The sequence below is a fragment of the Promicromonospora sukumoe genome (assembly GCF_014137995.1).
GTDB classification, from domain to species: domain Bacteria; phylum Actinomycetota; class Actinomycetes; order Actinomycetales; family Cellulomonadaceae; genus Promicromonospora; species Promicromonospora sukumoe.
In genome coordinates, this window is sequence record NZ_JACGWV010000001.1 from 2,499,674 (window position 1) to 2,521,118 (window position 21,445).

Below are 21,445 nucleotides of genomic sequence, written 5' to 3' on the forward strand. Positions count from 1 at the left end.
CAGCGCTAGCCGAGCAGCACTAGCCCCGCCGCCGCGAGATGGTCCGGCCCAGCCAGACCAGCGGGTCGTACCGCCGGTCGGCGACGCGTTCCTTCATCGGGATGAGCGCGTTGTCGGTGATCTTGATCCCCTCGGGGCACACCTCGGTGCAGCACTTGGTGATGTTGCAGCGGCCCAGGCCGTGGTCCTCCTGCGCGGCGGGCACCCGGTCGGCGACGTCGAGCGGGTGCATCTCCAGCTCGGCCACCCGCATCAGGAACCGCGGGCCGGAGAACGCCTCCTTGTTCTCGTCGTGGTCGCGCACCACGTGGCAGGTGTCCTGGCACAGGAAGCACTCGATGCACTTGCGGAACTCCTGCGAGCGCTCGACGTCGACCTGCGCCATCCGGTACTCGCCGGGCGCCAGGCCCTCGGGCGGCGTGAACGACGGCACCTCGCGCGCCTTCGCGTAGTTGAACGACACGTCCGTCACGAGGTCGCGCAGCACCGGGAAGGTGCGCATCGGCGTCACGGTCACGACGTCGGTCGGCCTGAACACCGACATCCGCGTCATGCAGAGCAGCCGCGGCCGCCCGTCGATCTCCGCCGAGCAGGACCCGCACTTGCCCGCCTTGCAGTTCCACCGCACCGCGAGGTCGGGGGTCTGCGTGGCCTGGAGGCGGTGCAGGACGTCGAGCACCACCTCGCCCTCGTTGACCTCGACCGTGTAGTCCGCGAGCGCCCCGCCGTCGGCGTCCCCGCGCCAGACCCGGAACCGGCCCTTGTAGCTCATGCCGTGCCTCCCTCGGGTTGCGGCGCCGCGGCCCGCCCGACGTTCGGGTGCCCTGCGTCCGGGTGCCTCGCGTCCGGGTGCCCGGCCAGCTCGGCCGGCGTGTAGTACTTCTCCAGCTCGGTCAGGTCGAACAGGGCGAGCAGGTCCGGGCGCATGGGTTCCCGTTCGGCGGGCTCGACGGCGGTCCGCGGTACGACGGCGGCCCCCGCGCCGGCCCCCGCACCGAGCCCGGAGCCGGACCGGACGCAGTGGGTCACCAGCACCCGGTGCCGCCACGTGGCGTCGAGGCCGGGGTAGTCCTCGCGGGTGTGCCCGCCGCGGCTCTCGGTACGTAGCAGCGCGGAGGACGCGACGGCCTCGCTGACCATGAGCATGTTGCGCAGGTCGAGCGCGAGGTGCCAGCCGGGGTTGTACTGCCGGTGGCCCTCGACGACCACGTCGTGCACGCGGGCCCGCAGCTCGGCGAGCCGATCGAGCGCGGCGACCATCTCCTGCTCGGTACGGATGATGCCGACCAGGTCGTTCATCACGCGCTGCAGCTCGGCGTGCAGCGTGTAGGGGTTCTCGCCCGCGAGGCCGGCGGGGTGCGCCTCGAAGGGGGCGAGCGTCATGGCGGCGGCCAGCTCGACGTCGTCGTCCCGGACTGCCGGCCGGCGCTCCAGGCCGACGACGTAGTCCGCCGCGCCGAGCCCGGCGCGGCGGCCGAACACCAGCAGGTCGGACAGCGAGTTGCCGCCGAGCCGGTTGGAGCCGTGCATCCCGCCGGCGCACTCCCCCGCCGCGAACAGCCCCGGCACGCGGGACTGCCCGGTGTCGGGGTCCACGGCGATGCCGCCCATCACGTAGTGGCAGGTGGGGCCCACCTCCATGGGCTCGGCCGTGATGTCGACGTCGGCCAGCTCCTTGAACTGGTGGTACATCGAGGGCAGGCGCCGCCGGATCTCGTCGGCGGGCATGCGGCTGGCGATGTCGAGGTAGACGCCGCCGTGCGGGGAGCCGCGTCCCTCCTTGACCTCGGTGTTGATCGCGCGGGCCACCTCGTCGCGCGGCAGCAGGTCGGGGGTGCGGCGGTTGCTCTCCTGGTCGTCGTACCAGCGGTCGGCCTCGTCCTCGGTCTGGGCGTACTGCCCCTTGAAGACGTCGGGCACGTACCCGAACATGAAGCGCTCCCCGTCGGAGTTGCGCAGCACGCCGCCGTCGCCGCGCACGCCCTCGGTCACGAGGATGCCCTTGACGCTGGGCGGCCAGACCATGCCCGTGGGGTGGAACTGGACGAACTCCATGTCCACCAGGCTCGCGCCGGCCCGCAGGGCGAGGGCGTGCCCGTCCCCCGTGTACTCCCACGAGTTCGACGTGACCTGGAAGGACTTGCCGATCCCGCCCGTGGCCAGCACGACGGCCGGCGCGGAGAACAGCACGTGCCGGCCCGACTCCCGCCAGTACCCGAAGGCACCGGCGACCGGGGCGTGGTGCCCGTCGCCGTCGGGGTCGGTGAGCAGCTCCGTGACGGTGCACTCGGCGAACACCCGCAGCCGCGCCTCGAAGTCGCCGGTCTCGTCGTGGTCGGCCTGCTGCAGCGCGACGATGCGCTGCTGGAGGGTGCGCAGCAGCTCCAGCCCGGTGCGGTCGCCGACGTGCGCCAGTCGCGGGTAGGTGTGCCCGCCGAAGTGGCGCTGGCTGATCCGGCCGTCCGGCGTCCGGTCGAACAGCGCGCCGTACGTCTCCAGCTCCCAGACCCGCTCGGGCGCCTCCTTGGCGTGCAGCTCCGCCATCCGCCAGCTGTTCAGGAACTTGCCGCCGCGCATCGTGTCGCGGAAGTGCACCTGCCAGGAGTCGTGCTCGTTGACGTTGCCCATCGCGGCGGCGCACCCGCCCTCGGCCATCACGGTGTGCGCCTTGCCGAACAGCGACTTGCACACGATCGCCGTGCGCAGCCCGCGCTCGCGGGCCTCGATCGCGGCGCGCAGCCCCGCGCCGCCCGCCCCGATCACGAGGACGTCGTAGTCGTGCCGTTCGATCTCGGTCAAGGCTGCTTTCCCTTCCGGTGACGGGCGCTATCCGATGAGGCGAAGGTCGACGATCGTCCCGCGCGCCACGAGCGTCACGTACAGGTCCGTGAGGATCAGCGACGCGAGCGTGATCCACGCGAAGAACATGTGCCGCGTGTTCAGCGCGGAGATCCGGGTCCAGAACCAGTAGCGCACCGGGTGCTTCGAGAAGTGGGTGAGCCGGCCGCCCATGACGTGCCGGCACGAGTGGCAGGACGCCGTGTAGCACCACAGCAGCGCCACGTTCGCGAGCAGCACCAGGTTGCCGACGCCGACGACGAACCCGTCGTCGGGATGCCGGAACGCGACGAGCGCGTCGTAGGTGTTGACCAGCGAGACCAGCACCGCGAAGTAGAAGAAGTACCGGTGCGCGTTCTGCAGGATCAGCGGGAACCGGGTCTCGCCCGTCTGCCGCGCGTGCGGCTCCGGCACCGCGCAGGCCGCCGGCGCCAGCCAGAACGACCGGTAGTACGCCTTGCGGTAGTAGTAGCAGGTCAGCCGGAAGCCCAGCAGGAACGGCAGGCTGAGTGCCGCGTACGGGATCAGCGGGTTGTCGGGCAGGAACATGCCGAAGTGCGAGGAGCCCGGCGCCGACGCGCACCCGAGCGAGACGCACGGCGAGTAGAACGGCGTCAGGTAGCGCTCGTCCGCGAAGAAGTACGCCTGCTCGAACGCCCGCGCGGTGGCGTAGACGACGAAGACCAGCAGGCCGGCCGCCGTCGCGGCGGGCGCGAGCCACCATCGGTCCGTGCGCAGCGTCCGGGCACCGACCGCGGCACGCCCGGGTGCGTCGACGCCCCGGGCGCCGACCCGACGGGCGGTCGCCGTCACGACCGGTCGCCGTGGTAGCCGCCGAGCCCCTCGTCGTCCGCGTCGCTGAACATCGCCGCGTCCAGCGGGGTGTCGGGCACGACGACGGGCTCGGGCGCCGGGCCCGTGCCGCCCGCCTGTGCGGGGTGGGCCGCGGCGAGGTCGCCGGCGTCGATCTCCAGCCGCTCCAGGTCGTTCACCAGCCTGCGGACCTCGGGTGCGTCACCGAAGGCGCCGCGCACGTCGGCGACGCTCCGACGCAGCTGCTCGATGGAACGGCGCAGCGTCGCGAACTCGGCGGTCGTCATGGGACACCTCCTTGGCGACGCGCCTCACCCCGTCGTGAGGTGCGTCACACCAGACTCTGCCGTGCGTGCCCGGCTATGGCAAGGGCGAACCTGGCGCGGGGCGGGAGCGATACGGGAACGAGACGTGACGGGCGGCACGGTTGACCTCGAGCACTTGAGGTAGCGGAGCCTGAGGGCATGGGAACGACGACGAGCAGGGCGCCCGGACGGGCGCTGACCATGCAGGAGGCCGCGCGGCGGACCGGGCTCAGCCAGTCCACGCTGCGGTACTACGAGCAGATCGGGCTGGTCCCGCCGGTGGACCGCGACCCCGACAGCGGGCACCGCCGGTTCGGGCCGCGCGCCGTCGAGACGCTGGAGGCGCTGTCCTGCCTGCGCGGCGCCGGCGTGCCGATCGACGAGATGCGGCGCTACCTCGCGCTGCTCGAACCCGGCGACGTCGCGGCAGCCGCCGAAGAGGCCGCGCTGTTCGCGGCGCACGCCGACCGCGTCGAGGCGGAGATCGCCCGGATGACGGTGCGCCTGGAGTACCTGCGGGCCAAGACCGACCTGTGGCAGTCCCGCGTGGACGGCGACGCCGACGCCGAGCGCCGGGCCACCCAGCGGACCGTCGCGGCGATGGAGCAGATGTGAGCGCCGCACCCGTCCTCGTGACCGGCGGCAACGGCTACGTCGGCAGCCGGCTCGTCGCCACGCTCCTGGAGCGCGGGTACCGGGTCCGCGCCACGGTGCGGGACGCGCGCCGGGCGGACGACGTCGGGCACCTCGTGCGCGCCGCCGGCGTCGACCCCGGCGACCGCCTGGAGACGGTCGTGACCTCCCTGGACGACGACGCGGGCTGGGCCGGGGCGCTCGACGGCGTCGCGGTCGTCCACCACGTCGCCTCGCCGTTCCTCTCCGTGCCCGAGGACCGGGCCGAGGAGGTCATCGCGCCCGCCGTCGACGGCACGCTGCGGGTGCTGCGGCACGCCCGGGACGCGGGCACGGCGCACGTCGTGATGACGTCGTCGTTCGCCGCCGTCGGCTACAGCCCCAAGGCCGGCGGGCGCTACGACGAGACGGACTGGACCGACCCCGAGGACCCGAACGACCCCTACATCCGCTCCAAGGCGCTGGCCGAGCGTGCCGCGTGGGACCTCGTGGCCGGGCAGGACGGCGGGCCCGGCCTGACCGTCCTCAACCCGACCGGGATCTTCGGCCCGGTGCTGGACGGGCGGCTGTCCACGTCCGTCGGGGCCGTCCAGGGCCTGCTGACCGGCGCGGTGCCGGTGCTCCCACGGCTGCGGTTCGGCGTCGTCGACGTCCGCGACGTCGCCGAGGCACACGTCCGCGCGATGACGACGCCGGCGGCCGTCGGCGAGCGCATCCTGCTGACGAGCGGCGACGTCGTGACCTGGGGCTGGGTGATCGACCTGCTGCGGCGCGAGCTGGGCGCGGACGTCTCCACGGTGGTGCAGGACGGCGCCGAGCCCCCGCACCTGGAGATCAGCAACGACAAGGCGCGGCGGCTGCTGGGGATGTCGTTCCGGCCCGCCGGCACGACGCTGCTGGACACCGCGCGCAGCCTGCTCGCCCGGGGTTGACGCAGGTCACACCGAACCGTCGGCTCTGCGTCGTTGCCCCACCACCGCCCATAGTGTTAGGTAAGCCTTACCTGACCTAGGAGACGACGACGTGACGGACCACCTCTACGGACACCAGTGGCACGACGAGTACGACGACCGCTGGGGCCTGCACCTGCTCCTCGCGGGCGACGCGCACGACGCGCCGCGACTGCGGGAGCTGATCGACCTGCTCCCGGTCTACGCGTACGGCCAGGTGTTCGTGGAGGTCGGCGCCACGGGCGGTCAGCGGCACGTCGACCCGGCGGACTGGGTGCTGCCGCCCGGCATGAGCCTGACCGTCCTGCGGCGCTCCCCCGGCGCACCCCGGCCGCGGCGCGGGCAGCTCCTGGCCGCGGCGGTCTCCGGATGGGCGAGCGAGTGGCTGCCCGACGGCGCCTGCGGGTGCGCCGGACCCTTCGCCCTCTGGGTCGGCTGCGCGGCCAGCCCCGACGTCGAAGGCCTCTGCCACGCCCTCGCCCAGCGCCTCGACCTGGCCCCGGCGCACCTGCACCGGCCCGACCTCTGACCTGCCGCCGCGCCCGCCCGGCAGATGTCCTAGCGTGGGCCCCATGACGACCACCGAGGAGAACTCCGAGTACCTGCGACTCCTGGGCGAGCAGGTGGGCCACGAGTTCGCGGCGCACCTGCAGTACGTGGCCATCGCCGTCTGGTTCGACAGCCACGACCTGCCGCAGCTCGCCGCGCACTTCTACCGGCAGGCGCTGGAGGAGCGCAACCACGGCATGATGATCGTGCAGTACCACCTGGACCGGTCGCTGCCCGTGGCCATCCCGGGCACCCCCGACGTGCAGAACGACTTCAAGGACGTGCTGGAGCCCCTGCAGCTCGCGCTCGACCAGGAGCAGCAGGTCACCAAGCAGATCGAGGCGATCTTCCGCGCGGCCCGCGCCGAGGGCGACGCGCTCGGCGAGCAGTTCCTGCTGTGGTTCCTGGAGGAGCAGGTCGAGGAGGTCGCCGCCGCGACCACCCTCGTCACCGTCGCGAGGCGGGCCGGCGACAACCTGTTCGACCTGGAGAACTACGTGGCCCGCGAGACCATCGGCGACGCGGGCGAGTCCGCGGCGGCCCCGCGCGTTGCGGGCGGGTCGCTCTGAGACTCGCGGTGAGCCGGGGCTGACTCTTCCGGGTCGGCCCCGGCCGCCGTCAGGCCGGGGCCGGCGGGATGTTCTGGTTGAGGTGGAAGACGTTGTCCGGGTCGTAGGTGCGCTTGACCGCGGCGAGCCGGGCCAGCTTGGCCGGCGGGTAGGCCCGGCGGACGCCGCCGGCGCCCTCGTCGCCCAGGACGTTGACGTAGACACCGCTGGCGAACGGCTCCAGCAGGGCCGCGCTCGACCGGGCGGCGGCCATGCGGCGCTCGTCCTCGGCGGGGTCGGTCCAGCCGGTCGCCACGACGTACTCGAAGCGGGCGTCGCGCTGGCTGAACGCGGACTCGTCGTCGGGCACCTCGGCGATGGCGCCGCCGTACGCCTGCAGCCCGGCCCGCACCTCGGGGTCGTGGGCGAGCAGGGCGTCGAGGGCGGCGTCGGGCAGGTCCCGGAAGTAGTGGCCCTTCCAGTAGCGGCGGACGGCGTGGCCCTCGACGCTGTCCTCCCGCGTCTGCAGGTCCACGTAGGACAGCTCGTCGACCCGCCGCGCGCTCGGCGTGCCCAGGGCGTCGAGCTCCCGCGCGTGCGCATGGCCGTCGTCGGGGTCGCCGACCCAGACGAAGCCGAGCGTCGCGACGCCGTCGTGCACGCCCGCCGTGTACGTGGCCTCCCGCGGGGCGTAGGCGCTCAGGTCGCGCCACCGGTAGGCGGCGGACGACGCCGACGAGCGCCCCGCCTCCGACCCACCAGCGGGACCGATCGGGAAGTCCAGCTCGACGCTCAGCGCCCGCGTGCCGGTGTCGTGCAGCCGGAACTCGAACTCGGTCACGACGCCGAAGTTCCCGCCGCCGCCCCGCAGCGCCCAGAACAGCTCGGGCCGCTCGTCGGCCGACGCCCGGAGCACCTCGCCGTCCGCCGTCACCACCTCGTAGGCGACGACGTTGTCGCAGGCCAGGCCGTACCGGCGGGCCAGCCAGCCCATGCCACCGCCCAGGGTGAGCCCGCCGACGCCCGTGTGCGACACGTTGCCCGCGGTGGTGGCCAGGCCGTGCGGCTGGGTCGCGGCGTCGAGCGCGCCGAGCAGGGCCCCGCCCTGCACCCACGCCCGCCGCCGCTCCGGGTCCACCCGCACCTCGCTCATGGGCGTGAGGTCGATCATCAGGCCGCCGTCCGGCACCCCGTGCCCGACGACGCTGTGGCCGCCGCACCGGACGCCCACCTCCAGGCCCTCGCGGCGGGCCAGCGCCAGGGCCCCGGCGACGTCGGCCGCCGAGCGGCACCGGACCACGAGGGCCGGCCGGCGGTCCACCATCGCGTTCCAGATCGTGCGGGCCGCGTCGAAGCCGGCGTCGCCCGGGCGCCGTACGTCGAGCCCTGTCGTGGGCGAGTCCTCCGTGATGTCCATGGAGGGCAGACGGCCCGTCGCCGCAGGACTCATCGCAGCCGGCCGGGATCGCCGTCTGCCAGGATCGACCGAACCGCCGACACAGCCCGACAATCGTTGCCGCGGGCGGCGGGCCTTGGGACCATGACCGCGTGATATCGCCGCTGACCGACGAGAATCCGAGCGCGCCCGTGCGGCTGCGCCCGCCACGACATGCCGTCGACCCCCGCGCCGTGGGCTGGTGGGCCCTGCAGTGGGTCCTGCTCACGGCGGTCCCCGTCGTCGTCCTGCTGGTGCTGGGCATCCTGATCGCGCCCGCGCGCTTCTGGCTTTTCCTGCCCGCGGGGGTGCTGGTGGTGCTGGGCGCGGCCGCCGCGATCGCCCTGCCGCGGCTGTGGTTCCGCCACCACCGCTGGGAGGTCACCGACGAGGCCGTCTACACCCGCACCGGCTGGTTCTTCCAGGAGTGGCGCGTCGCCCCGCTGTCCCGCATCCAGACCGTCGACACCGCCCGCGGGCCGCTGGAGCAGCGCTTCGGCCTCGCAACGCTCACGGTGACGACGGCGTCCGCCCGGGGCGCCGTCAAGATCGAGGGGCTCGACGCCGGGACGGCCGCCGAGCTCTCCGCGAACCTGACGCACGCCACGCAGGCCACGCCCGAGGACGCGACCTGAGCGCCGCCGGCCCCGGGGACCTCGCCGCGGACGGCGGCCCCGAGACCACGCCCGACGCCGTCGAACCGGACACCGCCGAGCCCGACGAGACCTGGGAACGCCTGGACCGCCGGGCCTTCATCGCGGGCGCCGTCTACACGATCCTGCCCGCCGGCGGCGCGGCCCTGATCACGGGGTACTGGCTGGCCGTGGGCAGCGGGATCGGCTTCGCGCTGGCCTGGGTGCTGCCCCCGCTGCTCCTCGTGGTGGTCGCGGGCGGTGTCTCCGGCGAGTGGATGTGGCGCGTCACGCGCTACCGCGTCGACGCCGAACGGTTCCACGTGCACACCGGCGTCGTCGTGCGCAAGCGCCTGGCGCTGCGGCGCGAGCGCATCCGCTCGGTCGACCTGACTGCCGACCCGGTGCTGCGCGTGCTCGGCACCGCGACCGTCCGGGTGGGCACGGGGGAACAGGCCGGGACCGAGGGCACGGTGACGCTCTGGCCGCTGCGCCGCGCGTCCGCCGACGCCCTGCGCGCCACGCTGCTCGCGCACGCCGCGCCCGGCACCCGCGAGGGCGCCGACGAGGAAGACAGCAGCGACGGCTCCCTCGCCCGCTTCGACCCCGCCTGGCTCCGGTTCGCCCCGCTGTCCTTCCTCACCCCGGCGCTCGGCGCCGCGGCCGCGGGCGGCCTGATCCAGGTGGCCGAGTGGTTCGGCATGCAGGAGCGGCTGTTCGGCACGGTCGGGTCCTGGTTCGGCCTCGGGCCGTTCCTGATCGTGGCGGCGGTGCTGGCCGTGGCCCTGTTCGTCGTCGGCGGCGTCGCGACCGTCGCGCTGTGGGTCGAGGCCTGGTGGAACCACACCCTGGACCGGCAGCCCGACGGCACGCTGCAGGTGCGGCGCGGCCTGCTCACCACGCGGTCGATCTCCCTGGAGGAGTCCCGGCTGCGCGGCGTCGAGGTGGTCGAGCCGCTCGCGGCCCGGCTGGCGGGCGGGGCGCGCGTGGACGCCGTCGCGACCGGCCTCGCGACCGGTGAGGAGGACAAGAGCGACAGCCAGATCCTGCTGCCCGTGGCGCCCAAGGCGCTGGCCGACCGGGTCGCCGCCGACGTGCTCCGTGAGCAGGCCTCCCCGCCGACGGCGGCGCCGCTCACCGGGCACCCGGTCGCCGCGCGCGGACGCCGGCTGCGCTGGGCGCTGAGCGCGGTGCTCGTCACGGAGGCCGTGCTCGTGGTGCTCGGGCTGCTGCTCACGCCCGTGCTGCTGCACGTCGCGTGGATCAGCGCGCTGGTGCTCGTGCCGGTCGCGGTGCTGCTGGCGCTGGACGCGTACCGCGCGCTCGGGCACACCCTGACGGACGGCTACCTGGTCGCGCGCAGCGGCAGCGTCCACCGCGCCACGGTGGCGCTCCAGCGGCGCGGCATCGTGGGCTGGACCGTGCGGCAGTCGGTGTTCCAGCGGCGCGCCGGGCTGGTCACGGTGCTCGCGACCACGGCGGCGGGTTCCGGCGCGTACGCCGTGCGCGACGCCGGGGAGACGGATGGCCTCACGCTGGCCGACGCCGCCGTCCCGGGCCTGCTGCGGCCGTTCCTGGTGACCGGCGCGACCGACCAGACCGGCGCGACCGACGCCGCGGGTGAGCCGGTCAGCGCACCCTGATCGCGCCCTCCTGGACGCTGACCTCGACCCGGCTCGACTCGCCCAGGTCCTCGCCGTCGATCTCGAACACCCGGGGCTCCGTGAGCTCGACCTGCAGGCTGCGCACGCGGCCGTGGGTCGCGCTCTCGGAGCTCTCGGCCGAGGCGCTGCCGGCCAGCACCCGCTTGATGCCGTTGTCCCACACCATGTTGCGCAGCGTGTCGACCCAGCCGGCGGCTCCGTCGGCGCTCAGGACCAGCAGGTCCAGCTCGCCGTCGCCGGGGTCGGCGTCGGGCAGGAGCGTGATGCCCGCCTGGAGCATGCCGCAGTTGCCGACCAGCAGGGTGTGCGCGCTGTCCCGGTCGAGCTCGCGGCCGTCGGCGGTGATCTTGACGCCGAGGGTGCCGCTGGCCGACAGGGCCCGCCCGAGCGACTCGACGTAGGCGAGCCAGCCCACCTTGTCCTTGAGGTCGTCGTCGGTCTCGGTGATCATGTGCGCGTCGAGGCCGAACCCGGCCATGACGGCGAACCCGTGACGCTCGGTGCCGCCCTCGAGGTCGATCTCCAGCCAGCCGACGTCGATCAGGCGGGACTCGCCGCTGAGCGCCCGCCGGAACGCGGCGGCCGGGTTCAGGAGCGGGACCCGCAGGTTGCGGGCGAGCAGGTTGCCGGTGCCGAGCGGCACGATGCCCAGCTCGACGTCGGCGCCCGACTGCGCGAGGTGCTCGGCGACGGCACGGACGGTGCCGTCGCCTCCCGCGACGACGAGCACGTCGGCGCCGGCCTCGATCGCGCGGGCGGCGGCACCCTGGCCGGGGTCGTCCTTCGTCGTCTCGAACCATTCCCTCTCGACGTCGACGCGCTCGGCGTGGACGGCCCGATCCAGCGCCGTGTCGAGGGCCTGCTTGGTGGTCTTCGAGGGGTTCCAGATGATCCCGACGCGTGCGGTCATGGCGTCATGCTCGCACGCCGCGACACCTGCCCCCGAAACGTCCCTCCCGCGTCGCGACACGGAGCACGACCAGCGCCGCGACCGCCGCGGCGATCTCACCCGCGGCGAGCGCGACGAAGGTCCACGTCGGGCCGGCGTGGCCCAGGGCGAGCACGAGCGGGATCTTGAGCACCACGAGGGTCCCGATGGACACGAGGTAGGACGGCCGGGCCTGCCCGAGGGCCTGGAAGTAAGCGGAGACGAGCGGCGCGACCCCGGCGAGGGCGAGGCCCGCGGCGACGATCCGGAGCGCCTCGGCGCCGGCCCGCGCGGTGGCGGCGTCGTCGAGGAAGAAGCCGACGAGGGGTTCCGCGAACGCGATGACGAGGCCCGCCGCGCCGAGGCCGTAGAGCACCGTGGCGCGCAGGCTGAGCACCCGTGCGCGGTCGACCCGGCCGGTGAGCCGCGCGCCGGCGTTGTAGCCGACGACCGGCTGCAGGCCCTGGCTGATGCCGGTCTGGGGCATGGCGGCGAAGGTCTGGATACGCGCGCAGACGGCGAACGCGGCCAGGGCGACGGCGCCCCCGGTGCGGGCGAGCGCGAGGTTGACCAGCACGGTGAGCACGGTGGTGCCGAGCCCGGCCAGGAACGACGGCGCGCCGATGCCCAGCAGCGCGCCGATCGTCGGCGGGTGGGGCCGCAGGTCGGCCCAGCGGATGCGGTAGGGCCGGTCGCGCCGGCCGAAGAAGAACCAGAGGCTCAGCGCCGCCGAGACGGCCTGCCCGCCGACGGTGCCGAGCGCGGCGCCCCGGACGCCGAGGTCGAGCACGAAGATGAGCAGCGGGTCCAGGACGATCTGCACGACGACGGCCACGACCCAGACCATCGTCGAGTACGCCATCCGCCCCTCGGCCCGGATGAGGCTGGAGAAGCCGGTGGCGAAGACCGCCCCGGCCAGGAGGACGACGGCGTAGTCGTGCGCGTACTGCCGGGTCGCGCCCGTGGCGCCGAGCAGGGTCAGCAGCGGGCCGAGGAAGGTCAGGCCGAGCACGGTCGTGGTGACGGCGACGGCCCAGAACAGCACGAAGGCGTTGCCGGCGGCGCGGGCGGCCCGGGCGGGGTCGCCCGCGCCGAGGCTGCGCGAGACCAGGGACGCCCCGCCGACGCCGACCGTCGTCGCGACGGCGCCCAGGCCCAGCAGCACCGGGGCGACGAGGTTGACGGCTGCCATCGCCGTCGGCCCGACGCCGCGGGCCACGAACCAGGCGTTCGTCAGGGCGTAGATCCCGTAGACGCCGACCGAGAGGGTGGTCTGGGAGGAGGTGTGCCACAGCAGCCGGCCGACGGGGCGGGTGCCGAGCAGGTCGGCCGCGCCGTCGGCGGACCCTGTCCGCCGCACGGTTACCTCGTCCGGCCGAGCAGGCCGAGCACGATGTCGAGCTGCTCGCGGGCCCAGCGGTACTGCTCCGGGGTCTGCTCGCGGTACGTGGTCTCCACGAGCATGGTGACGGCGAGCCAGAGGGTGTAGAGGTGCCGGCGTGTGCGCTCGCCGTCGGTCAGCCCCGTCAGGCCGAAGCCCCGCCGGAACGGCGTCGGGTCCGGGAAGAACGGCAGGTCCAGGCCGGTCAGCCCGGCCTCCATCAGCGGGTCGCCGAACATCGCGCGCTCGTGGTCGATGATCGCGACGATCCGCCCCTCGCGGATCATCGAGTTCTTGGCCCACAGGTCCACCTCGACGAAGCGCGGCACGGTCACCTCGGCGAGCACGTCGGCGTGGTCGTCCCAGACCTTGCGGACGACGTCGGCGTCCCACCCGAGGTCGACGCCGGCCCGGGCGCCGTCGGCCAGGACGTCGGCGAACATCGTCGTGGCGGCCTCGGGCCAGGTCGCGAACCCGGGGCCGTCGACCGGCCCGAAGCGCTCGCCGACGATGCGGTTGAGGTCCCGGTTCAGGGCGCCGAGGTGCTCGAACCCGGCGTCCACCACCTCCGGGGTCAGCTCCCCCGCCTCGGCGGCGATGCCGAAGCACGCGGCGTCGACGTACTCCATGGCGAACCAGTCGGCGCCGCACAGGTCGCCCGTCACGTCGTTGTGGTGCACCCGCGGCACCGGCACGTCAGACGCGCGCCGGACGAGCTCCATCGCCGCGATCTCGTTCCGCATCATCCCGTGCTCGCGCGCCATGAGGGCCACTCCCGCGGGCGGGGCGATCTTGAGCACGGCCTGCGCGCCGTCGCGCAGGCGCACCCGGTACAGGGCGTTGAAGAACCCGTAGGACAGCTCGGTGGCGAAGTCCTCGCCGTCGGGCACCTGGTCCGGGCCGTAGGCCCGCTCGATCATGGCCCGCAGCGTCGTTGTCGACTGGCGGTTCTTGGTGATGCTGTCCACTGGTCCTCGTCCTCGATGCTCAGGGAGTTCCGGGCGCGGCCCGGGATACGTACGGTCGTACGCAACGCAGTGTAGGACCATCGAGGGACAGATATCTACCATCTGGTAGGTAAGCGCGCTGGTAGGTACGCGCGGCGCGGAGCGGCTCCGTCTAGGGTGAGGCCGTGAATCCCCCGCGCGTCCCGGCCGTCGTCGTGCTCCCCTGGCGTCCCGCGCCGTCCCGCGTCCCCGCGTTCGAGCGGGTGCTCGCCTGGTACGCCGAGCGTCTTCCCGAGCTGCGGGTCGCGACGGTCGACACCGACGACGAGCCGTTCGTCCTCGCGGCGTGTCGCAACAAGGCCATGCGCGACGCTCCGGAGGGCACCGTGGTCGTCGTGGGCGACGCGGACACCCTGCCCGAGCCGGAGCCGCTGCGCGCGGCGATCCAGGCGGCCGCGGCGAGCGACCGCGTGCACCTGCCGTACGACGAGTACCGCTGGCTCGGCCGGGACGGCTCGGCACAGTTCGACGCGGGGGTGCCGCTGCCGGAGTGCTCGTTCGAGCTCGTGATCGGCGCGTGCTCCGGCGTGTACGTCGCGACGCCGCGTACCTGGGCCGCCCACGGCGGGCAGGACGAGAACTTCCGGGGCTGGGGCTTCGAGGACGCCGCGTGGTTCCTCGCGCACCAGGTGCTGCTCGGCGGCGAGCCGGTGCGTCACCCGGGCCGGGTCTACGCGCTGCACCACGTCGGCGAGGTGCGCGCCGGCACGCAGTACGAGGCCAACGCCGCACGGATGGAGCGCTACCGCGCGGCGGCCGGCGACCCGGCGGCGATGGCTCAGCTCGTCGCCGAGGCGCCCGTCAGCACGTCGTAGGCGATGCCCGGGCCGGGCCGGAGCGCCTGCTCCCGGGCGATGTCGTCGAGCAGGCCGCGCGGCGCGGCGCCGAGGGACAGCACCTCGCGGATCGCGTCGGCGAGGGCCGCGGCCCCGGCCCGGTTCGGGTCCAGGACCCGGCCGATGCCGCGGCGCTCGACGGCGGCCGCCCCCGCGAACTGGTCGGTCGAGAACGGGAGCACGAGGAGCGGCACCCCCTGGCCCACCGCCTCGGTGACGGAGTTGTTGCCCCCGTGGGTGACGGCGAGGGCCGCGCCGCCCAGCAGGCGCACCTGCGGCAGGACGTCGCGCACGAGCCACGTCGCGGGTATCTCCCCGAGGGCGGCCGGGTCACCGGCGCCCGTCGCGACGGCGGCGCGCAGGCCGACGCGGCGGAGCGCCTCGGCGACCCGGGCGAGCACGTCGTCGCGCACCGACAGGAAGCTGCCGAAGCTCACGTAGGCGTACGGCTCGCCGTCGGCCAGCCACCGTTCGACGTCGTCGTCGACGCGCTCCTCGCGCCGGGTCGAGCCCAGGAAGGCGTGCGGCGGCAGGACGCGCCCGTCACCGGCGGCCAGGGCGGCGGGATAGTTGTACAGCACGGTGTCGCCGTGGGAGGCGAAGGCGTCGGGCGTCTCGGCGGCGGCCGGGTCGAGCTCACGCGCGGCGGCGTTCCACTGGGCGGTGAACCGGCGCGCGACCTCGCCGCACAGCAGCCGCAGGTCGTCGAGCTCCCCGGACGACGGCGTGAAGGCGCCCGGCCACGCCGGCGGGCAGCCGTAGACCTCGCCGGCGACGGGCAGGGCGCTCGGGTGGCCCAGCACGACGTCGCCGTAGGCGATGCCGGCGGTCTGCAGGGCCAGGCGCGCGCTGAAGGCGAGGTGGTCGACGAGGATCGCGTCGGGCGCGACCTGCTCGACCACCTCCAGCGTGCGCCGCGCGCGTCCGACCGGGTCCCACATGAGGTCGGTCAGCCGCTCGCGGGCCTGATAGCTCAGGGTCGGCACCATGCCCCGCCGGGTCGCGTCGAAGAAGCCCTCCAGCGACGCCGCCTCGTCCTTCGGCTGCTCCCCGGCGCGCATGACCCCGGCGTTCGACCCGCGGCCGAGCGGCAGGTCGACGCGGTCGAGGCCGAATCCGGCCACGACGGCCGCCGTGGCCGGGCCGGTGGCCACGACCACGTCGGAGCCGGCGTCGCGCCACGCCGTCGCGAGGGTCGCGAGCGGCAGCACGTGCGAGGCGTAGTCGGGGGTGATGACGAGGAGCGTCACGTGACCGGCCCCGCGGCGCGCAGCAGCTCGGCCTCGTGCACCGTGACCTCGCGGTAGACGGGACCGAGGGCGGCGGCCATCCCCTGGATCGTGAAGCGGGCCGCCACCATGTCGTGCGCGCGGGCGGCGGCGCCCTCGTCGCCGCGGGCGGCCAGGTCGAGGGCGGTGCCGACGGCGGACGCCAGCGCCACCGGGTCCCAGGTCGCGGCGAGCACGCCGGTGACCCCGTCCTCGACGTAGGTCGCCGGGCCGCCCGCGTCGGGGGCGACGACCATGAGCCCGGTCGCCATCGCCTCCAGCAGGGCGATGCCGAACTCCTCCTTGAGGCTGGCGCAGACGTAGACCCCGCGCGGTGCCGCCCGGCCCGGCACACCGAACCGCACCGCGGCGAGCCAGCGCGCGGCGACGCCGTTCGGCAGGTGTCCCGGCAGCAGCAGGCCCGCCCGCGCCCGGGACGCGGCAGGCACCACGGCGTCGATGCGGTCCAGCTGTTCCCGCTCGTCGAGGGACGGGTGCTCCAGGTCGCCGCCGATGACGAGCAGGTTGGCACGGTCGGCCAGGTCGCTCGCGGCCCACGCCTCGACGAGGGTCGCCATGCCCTTCACCCGGTGCAGCCGGCCCACGGTCGCGACCAGCGGGAGGCCGCGGCGGTGCTCGGGCAGGTCGTCGAGCAGGGCCGCCAGGCCGTCGACGGGAGCGGCGTCGACAGGAGATGCGGCCGACGCCTCGGCCACGGCGCGGTCGACGACCTCGAGGTCGACCCCCTCGGCGACGATGGTGTGCCGCTCGGGGTAGGCGGCGACGTCGATGCCGACGAGCTCCCGCATGTCGCGGGCGAGCTCGGGCCGGGGGAACAGGACCGTGTGCGCCGCGTTGGCCGCCAGGGTCTGCACCATGCGGGTGCGGAACCAGAAGTGCTCGGCCAGGTCGGTCTCGCCGAAGGTCGACCGGGTCAGCGCACCGGAGCGGTCCAGCGACTGGATGATCGAGTGCGGGTCGGGGGCGACCGTGAACACGACGGGGATCCCGCGCTCGCGGGCGACGTCGCGCGCGGCGAGGCTGCCGACGTCGGCCATGCGCAGGTGCAGCACGTCCACGCGCCCGGCGGCGCGCAGCAGCCGGCGGATGCCGCGCCGCGCCGTGACGCGCAGCGGCCACGCGGAGGCGGAGGGCACCGGTACCGGGGAGAGCGGGACGTGCCCGTAGACGTGGCCGGTCGCGGACCCGATCGAGAGCAGGTCGGCGGCGGCGCGGGTCGCATCACCCCGGGAGAGGGTGAGCACCCGGTCGACGTGCGCGCCGGGGTCGGCGACCAGGGCGTCGCCGAGCCGCACGAGGAGCGTGGCGATGCCGCCGTTGTCCCCGGCCCCCGCCGCCGACAGCGACGGGTCGATGTCGGCGTGGAGGAAGAGCTGGGCGACGGTCAGCCCGCCGCCGGTGTCCTCGGGGTGGGACTCGACGACCCGGAGGTCGACGAGGGCGAGGTGGGCCACCTCGGACAGCCGTCCGTCGCCGTCGGCGAGGCGCTCCAGCGCCTCGGTGACCGGGACGGAGGTCGCGCGCTGGCCGAGTGCGGCGATCGCCGCGACCCGGACGTCCTCGTGCTCCCGCCCGTCGAGGGCCACCTCGACCAGGACCCGGTCGGCGACGGGCTGGCGCACGAGCCCCAGCGTCTCGACGAGGCGGGTGCGGGCGCCCGGCTCGACGACGCCCAGGAGAGCGGCCTCGACCGCGACGGCGAGCGGGTCGCCCACCGCGCCCGACCACTTCTCGAGCGTGTCCTGCGCGAGCATGCCGGTGAAGCCGCCGCCGGCGACGAGCGCGAGCAGCCGGGCGATCGCGTCGATCCGCGGGAGCGTCTCGCTCAGCGCCCAGGCGGCGTGCTCCCGGACGAACGGGCGGTCGTCGGACAGCAGCCCGCTGAGCCGCCGCGAGGCCTGCTGGTCCACGACGCCGGCCAGCGCGTGCACGGCGGCGATCGCGACGACCTGGTCGTCCCTGTCGATCGCCGCGGAGAGCACCCGGAGGGTGCGCAGTCCGGGGTCGCGACGGGCCTCGAGCGCGAGGTCGTCGGCGAGCCGCATCGCGTCGATGATGCGCGGAGCACCCGCGAGCGCGTCCAAGGTGGTCTGGATCCCCATGTGCCCAGCTTCCTGTGAGGAACGGCCGCAGGAAGCCGTCGATGGAATGGTAACGGGCACGACGTGCGCGCAGGTAGCGTGCACCCTGCCGCGACCCCGGAGGAACCACAGCATGTCCGTGCTCGTCATCGGAGACATCGGCGTCGTGGACGGGATGATGCACGTCGGTGACGAGGCCATGTTCGAGGCCGCCGTCGGCGAGCTGCGCGCCCGGGGTGTGCCGGCGGTCGGCGTCTCGTCCGCGCCCGAGGAGTCCGCCGCCCGGTACGGCATCGGCACGGTGGCGCGGCTCGGGTTCGCGGGGCTCGGGCGGGACGACGCCGCCGCCCGGTCGGCGCTGCTGACCGCCGCCGCGTCCGGGGAGACGACGCTGGCGGCCGGCGACCCCGCGGGGCCCGTCCTCGCGGCCCTCCGCGAGTCCGACGGCGTGCTGGTGGCAGGGGGCGGCAACCTCGCCTCACGCTGGCGCGTGCACGTCCACGAGCGCGCCACGCTGGCCGCGATGGCGAGAGGCCTGGGGCTGCCGGTCGTCGTGAGCGGGCAGACGCTCGGGCCCGACCTCGCGGCCCCGGACGCCGGGGCGGTCGCGGGCCTGCTGGGCGGCGCCGTGCGTGCCGCGGTGCGGGAGCCGACGTCCGCCCGGCTCGCCGCCGCGTGGGGGCTCGACGTGCGCTGCGGTGTCGACGACGCGTCGTTCCTCGGCGCCGTCGAGCCCCCGGCCGGCCCCGCAGGGATCGTCGTCAGCCTCTCGGGCTGGCTGGGCGGCTGCCCGCCGGCCGCGACCGAGGCGTCCCTCGCCCGGCTCGTCGAGCGCGCCGCCGGGATCGTCGGCGGTCCGCTCCGCTTCCACGCCCACTTCGGCCCCCTCGACCCCGCCGCCGGGCCCCGCGGTGACGCGGCGCTGCACGAGCGCGTCCGCGAATTGCTCACGGTGCCGAGCGAGGTCGTGCCGACGGTGGACCCGCGACACTCCGCCCTGCTCGCGCGGGGCGCCGGCCTGCTGCTCACGAGCCGCTACCACCCGGCCGTCTTCGCGGCCCCGGCCGGGGTCCCCACCCTCGGCCTGGTCACAGACGACTACACGGGCATCAAGCTCCGCGGTGCGCTCGGGCACTGGGGCGAGCCGGTCACCGCGCCTCTCGGCGAGCTCGACGAGTGCGCCCCGGACCTCGTCAAGCGGCTCGACGCCGCCCGGTCGCGGGTCGCCGACGAGGCGGCCGGACGCCTGGCCCGCCACCGCCGGGACTTCTCGGCGTGGTGGGACGAGGTCGCGGCGGTCTTCCGCCGGCCCTGGTAGGTATCACGTGCCCGTTTGCGTACCTCCTGGTGGTCAGTGGCACTATTTGCCCGGCCGTTCCGGCCGGACACTCCAGGCAGAAAACTCAGGCAGAGCACTCAGGACACTCAGGCAAGGGGGCAGTGCGTGACGCTCACGGGGGCACGTCGGGCCGACGTCGCCAGGCTCCGCGCCGCGCTGGCCCAGGTGCCGGCGGTGCCCGCTCCACGGGAGGCTTCGCGGGACGCTGCCCGGGCCGTTCCCCGGGACGGGAGCCGCCCCGAGTGCCGCTCGACCCGGGCGTCGATCCACGACTACCTCTCCGGCCGGCTGCTCCCCCACCGCAGGCGCCGGCTCGAGAACCACCTCGACGGCTGCGCCGGGTGCATCCGCGCGTTCATCGACGTGCGCCAGGTGGCGTGGACCCGCAGGGCCCTGGACCAGCGCCTCGTCGCCGGCGAGCACCGGGGCGGGCGGCACCGCCGTCCGCCCCTCCCCCGTGTCAGACGTACAGGTCACCCGGGGGACCTGTACGTCTGACACGTGGCGCTAGGCCGGGCGCACCGCCACCTCGAACACGCGCGCGACGTCCGGGTCGTAGTTCGACGGGTCCGTGATCTCCAGGCGCACCTGGTCCACCGCCGCGGCCGGGCCGGGCGCGCTGACCAGGCCGAGCGTGTTGTCCTGGAACGTGGCCGCCTGCTGCCACCCGGCCGACGTGTGCACCTCGACCGTGAAGTCGCGCAGCACGTTGACCGATCCCCCGCCGACGAACCCGCTGTACACGTCGATCTGGTCCACGACCGTGGGCGCGTCGAGCGTGATCGTCAGGGTGGGTGTGGTGTCGCCGGCCGCCGACAGCCAGCGCCCGACGTTGGTGCAGTCGCCGTCCACGGCCTTGGCCGCGCCGCTGGAGGCACCCCCGGACGACGACGCGACCGCCGTCGCCCCGACCGCCGCGTGGGACGCGCACGGGGAGGCGTACGGCTGGTCCGCGAGCCACGCCTTGATCATCGCGCCCTGGTGCTCGCCGCCGAGCAGGTTCCAGTCGTGGTCGAACATCTGCGGCTTCCAGTAGTTGTCGAAGATCCAGGCCGTCCAGCTGATGTGCGGGCGGGCGTCGAGGTACTGGCGCAGCGGGATGCCCCAGCCCGACGTCGTGCCCTGCGTGACCACCGGGTCGGAGAACTCCCCGGGCGGGTTCCAGCCGAACTCGGTCAGGATCACCGGGATCTGCTGGGCCGCGTTGCCGAACTTGACGTCCAGGTTCGCCGCCGTCGCGTCCCCCTGGTTGGGGTACAGGTGGTAGACGTACGCGATGTCGTTCCCGGCGATCGGGTCGGCCGCCGCCTGGTTGACGTACGTGCTCCACTGCGGGCCGCCCATCAGCAGCAGCGTGTCGGGCGCGACCGCCCGGATGTCGTCGACGACCGGCTGGATGTACGCCTTCCACGTGGGCCAGCTCGCCGGGGCGACGGGCTCGTTGAAGACCTCGTAGATCACGTTCGGCACGTCGGCGTACAGGGGCGCCACGTAGTCCCAGAACTCCGAGACGGTGGACTGGGGCACGCCGGTGCTGCCGTAGTCGGACACGTAGTGCAGGTCCACGATGACGTAGATGCCCAGGTCAACGGCCTGCTGCACGTAGGGGTCCACGTACTGGGCCACGTTGTCCTCGACGCTGAGCGACCCCCAGACCGTGACGGGCAGGCGCACGACGTCGGACTGCCAGCCGTCGGACACGGTCATGTCGATCACGTCGGAGATCGGCCGCGGGTTGCACTCGGGGCACTCGGCGTTGTGCCGGGGCGCCAGCACGGACACGCCGCGGAGCTGCACCGGGGTGCCGGACGCGTTGACGATCTTGTTGCCCGAGGTGCCGAGTCGCGAGACGGCGGCGGGGGCGGCGTCGGCCGCGGTGTCGGCTGCCCCAGCGGCGTCGGCTGCCGGGGCCCCGGCGGAGGGTGAGACGACGTCGGGTGAGAGGGCGGCGGGGGCGGCCTTGGCGCGCTCGACGCCGGCGGACGTCGTGTCGGTGGGCGCCGCGCCGGCGGCTCCCGACGCCGGGACCGCAAGGCCCAGCCCCGCGACCACGACCGCGAGCGCCGACGCCGCGACCGCGTGCCGGGCCCGCTGCCGCCTCGGGGGCCGGTCAGCAGGCCGGGAGACGGGTGGGACAGGGCTGATGGGCTGGGGCGCGCGGCCCCTGAACAGGATGTTTCGCAGCACGATGGTTCTCCGTTCTCCGTTCTTCGTCGA

At 74.6% G+C, this 21,445-nt stretch carries 20 protein-coding genes; 9 read left to right on the forward strand and 11 right to left on the reverse strand.

The features are described 5' to 3' along the window. Positions 1-19: 19 nt before the first annotated feature. The 4 genes from FHX71_RS11030 to FHX71_RS11045 are packed head-to-tail and all read right to left on the reverse strand — an operon-like array spanning position 20 to position 3,938. A complete protein-coding gene (locus FHX71_RS11030; protein WP_182616166.1) occupies positions 20-772 on the reverse strand; it encodes a succinate dehydrogenase/fumarate reductase iron-sulfur subunit in 753 nt (250 codons plus the stop codon). Then, complete coding sequence (locus FHX71_RS11035) at positions 769-2,799, reverse strand: fumarate reductase/succinate dehydrogenase flavoprotein subunit (protein ID WP_246402523.1); 2,031 nt, start codon at positions 2,797-2,799, stop codon at positions 769-771. Before FHX71_RS11035 ends, FHX71_RS11030 begins: the two co-directional genes overlap by 4 nt. 27 nt (positions 2,800-2,826) lie before the next feature. After that, positions 2,827-3,651: a succinate dehydrogenase subunit SdhC gene (gene sdhC, locus FHX71_RS11040; RefSeq protein WP_182616168.1), complete on the reverse strand. Its 825-nt coding sequence runs from the start codon at positions 3,649-3,651 to the stop codon at positions 2,827-2,829. Next, positions 3,648-3,938, reverse strand: coding sequence for an Rv0250c family protein (locus tag FHX71_RS11045; RefSeq protein ID WP_182616171.1), 291 nt, complete (start codon positions 3,936-3,938; stop codon positions 3,648-3,650). The genes sdhC and FHX71_RS11045 overlap by 4 nt, the downstream gene beginning before the upstream one ends. A gap of 177 nt (positions 3,939-4,115) precedes the next feature. On the opposite strand from FHX71_RS11045, the gene FHX71_RS11050 reads away from it, so the two are divergent. The 4 genes from FHX71_RS11050 to FHX71_RS11065 all read left to right on the forward strand — a co-directional run bounded on the left by FHX71_RS11050 (position 4,116) and on the right by FHX71_RS11065 (position 6,657). Continuing rightward, positions 4,116-4,571, forward strand: coding sequence for a MerR family transcriptional regulator (locus FHX71_RS11050; protein ID WP_182616173.1), 456 nt, complete (start codon positions 4,116-4,118; stop codon positions 4,569-4,571). Beyond that, a complete protein-coding gene (locus tag FHX71_RS11055) occupies positions 4,568-5,521 on the forward strand; it encodes an NAD-dependent epimerase/dehydratase family protein (RefSeq protein WP_182616175.1) in 954 nt (317 codons plus the stop codon). Before FHX71_RS11050 ends, FHX71_RS11055 begins: the two co-directional genes overlap by 4 nt. A gap of 91 nt (positions 5,522-5,612) precedes the next feature. Next, a complete protein-coding gene (locus FHX71_RS11060) occupies positions 5,613-6,068 on the forward strand; it encodes a hypothetical protein (RefSeq protein WP_182616177.1) in 456 nt (151 codons plus the stop codon). 43 nt (positions 6,069-6,111) lie between these two features. Further along, positions 6,112-6,657, forward strand: coding sequence for a ferritin (locus tag FHX71_RS11065; protein WP_182616179.1), 546 nt, complete (start codon positions 6,112-6,114; stop codon positions 6,655-6,657). A gap of 49 nt (positions 6,658-6,706) precedes the next feature. Here the strand turns inward: FHX71_RS11065 and FHX71_RS11070 are convergent, their stop codons facing one another. After that, a complete protein-coding gene (locus FHX71_RS11070) occupies positions 6,707-8,053 on the reverse strand; it encodes an FAD-binding oxidoreductase (RefSeq protein WP_182616181.1) in 1,347 nt (448 codons plus the stop codon). Positions 8,054-8,184: 131 nt separating this feature from the next. On the opposite strand from FHX71_RS11070, the gene FHX71_RS11075 reads away from it, so the two are divergent. Next, a complete protein-coding gene (locus FHX71_RS11075) occupies positions 8,185-8,706 on the forward strand; it encodes a PH domain-containing protein (protein ID WP_312877013.1) in 522 nt (173 codons plus the stop codon). Between the two features lie 188 nt (positions 8,707-8,894). Continuing rightward, the gene (locus FHX71_RS11080; protein ID WP_220489640.1) at positions 8,895-10,346 is read left to right on the forward strand and encodes a PH domain-containing protein; all 1,452 of its coding nucleotides are present in this window, start codon (positions 8,895-8,897) and stop codon (positions 10,344-10,346) included. Here the strand turns inward: FHX71_RS11080 and FHX71_RS11085 are convergent. Genes FHX71_RS11085 through FHX71_RS11095 form a run of 3 tightly spaced genes read right to left on the reverse strand, consistent with a single transcriptional unit; the run spans position 10,333 to position 13,644 of the window. Further along, complete coding sequence (locus tag FHX71_RS11085) at positions 10,333-11,277, reverse strand: diacylglycerol/lipid kinase family protein (RefSeq protein WP_182616183.1); 945 nt, start codon at positions 11,275-11,277, stop codon at positions 10,333-10,335. The two genes, FHX71_RS11080 and FHX71_RS11085, sit on opposite strands and share 14 nt — an antisense overlap. 4 nt (positions 11,278-11,281) lie before the next feature. Then, positions 11,282-12,655 carry an MATE family efflux transporter gene (locus FHX71_RS11090; protein ID WP_182616186.1) on the reverse strand — a complete coding sequence of 458 codons (1,374 nt, stop codon included), beginning with the start codon at positions 12,653-12,655 and terminating at the stop codon, positions 11,282-11,284. A gap of 2 nt (positions 12,656-12,657) precedes the next feature. After that, positions 12,658-13,644 (reverse strand): phosphotransferase family protein, encoded by a 987-nt coding sequence (locus FHX71_RS11095; RefSeq protein ID WP_182616188.1) that lies wholly within the window; start codon positions 13,642-13,644, stop codon positions 12,658-12,660. A gap of 164 nt (positions 13,645-13,808) precedes the next feature. Between FHX71_RS11095 and FHX71_RS11100 the strand changes: the two genes are divergently transcribed. After that, a complete protein-coding gene (locus tag FHX71_RS11100) occupies positions 13,809-14,498 on the forward strand; it encodes a hypothetical protein (RefSeq protein WP_182616190.1) in 690 nt (229 codons plus the stop codon). On the opposite strand, the gene FHX71_RS11105 is transcribed toward FHX71_RS11100, so the two are convergent. Together FHX71_RS11105 and FHX71_RS11110 are read right to left on the reverse strand one after the other, a co-directional pair. Then, a complete protein-coding gene (locus FHX71_RS11105; RefSeq protein ID WP_182616191.1) occupies positions 14,462-15,769 on the reverse strand; it encodes a nucleotide disphospho-sugar-binding domain-containing protein in 1,308 nt (435 codons plus the stop codon). The genes FHX71_RS11100 and FHX71_RS11105 overlap by 37 nt on opposite strands. Then, positions 15,766-17,910: a glycosyltransferase gene (locus FHX71_RS11110; RefSeq protein WP_182616193.1), complete on the reverse strand. Its 2,145-nt coding sequence runs from the start codon at positions 17,908-17,910 to the stop codon at positions 15,766-15,768. The genes FHX71_RS11105 and FHX71_RS11110 overlap by 4 nt, the downstream gene beginning before the upstream one ends. Before the next feature lie 112 nt (positions 17,911-18,022). On the opposite strand from FHX71_RS11110, the gene FHX71_RS11115 reads away from it, so the two are divergent. Next, positions 18,023-19,207 carry a polysaccharide pyruvyl transferase family protein gene (locus FHX71_RS11115; RefSeq protein WP_182616195.1) on the forward strand — a complete coding sequence of 395 codons (1,185 nt, stop codon included), beginning with the start codon at positions 18,023-18,025 and terminating at the stop codon, positions 19,205-19,207. 126 nt (positions 19,208-19,333) lie between these two features. After that, positions 19,334-19,726, forward strand: a complete 393-nt coding sequence (locus FHX71_RS11120) for a zf-HC2 domain-containing protein (protein ID WP_182616197.1) — start codon at positions 19,334-19,336, stop codon at positions 19,724-19,726. Positions 19,727-19,735: 9 nt separating this feature from the next. Here the strand turns inward: FHX71_RS11120 and FHX71_RS11125 are convergent, their stop codons facing one another. Further along, a complete protein-coding gene (locus FHX71_RS11125) occupies positions 19,736-21,415 on the reverse strand; it encodes a glycoside hydrolase family 5 protein (protein WP_182616199.1) in 1,680 nt (559 codons plus the stop codon). Positions 21,416-21,445: the final 30 nt, after the last annotated feature.

Excerpts from the sequence above, each read along its gene's own strand:
- FHX71_RS11030 (WP_182616166.1), bottom strand. The coding sequence starts at position 772 with ATGAGCTACAAGGGCCGGTTCCGGGTCTGGCGCGGGGACGCCGACGGC.
- FHX71_RS11045 (WP_182616171.1), bottom strand. The coding sequence starts at position 3,938 with ATGACGACCGCCGAGTTCGCGACGCTGCGCCGTTCCATCGAGCAGCTG.
- FHX71_RS11050 (WP_182616173.1), top strand. The coding sequence starts at position 4,116 with ATGGGAACGACGACGAGCAGGGCGCCCGGACGGGCGCTGACCATGCAG.
- FHX71_RS11065 (WP_182616179.1), top strand. The coding sequence starts at position 6,112 with ATGACGACCACCGAGGAGAACTCCGAGTACCTGCGACTCCTGGGCGAG.
- FHX71_RS11070 (WP_182616181.1), bottom strand. The coding sequence starts at position 8,053 with ATGGACATCACGGAGGACTCGCCCACGACAGGGCTCGACGTACGGCGC.
- FHX71_RS11085 (WP_182616183.1), bottom strand. The coding sequence starts at position 11,277 with ATGACCGCACGCGTCGGGATCATCTGGAACCCCTCGAAGACCACCAAG.
- FHX71_RS11110 (WP_182616193.1), bottom strand. The coding sequence starts at position 17,910 with ATGGGGATCCAGACCACCTTGGACGCGCTCGCGGGTGCTCCGCGCATC.
- FHX71_RS11115 (WP_182616195.1), top strand. The coding sequence starts at position 18,023 with ATGTCCGTGCTCGTCATCGGAGACATCGGCGTCGTGGACGGGATGATG.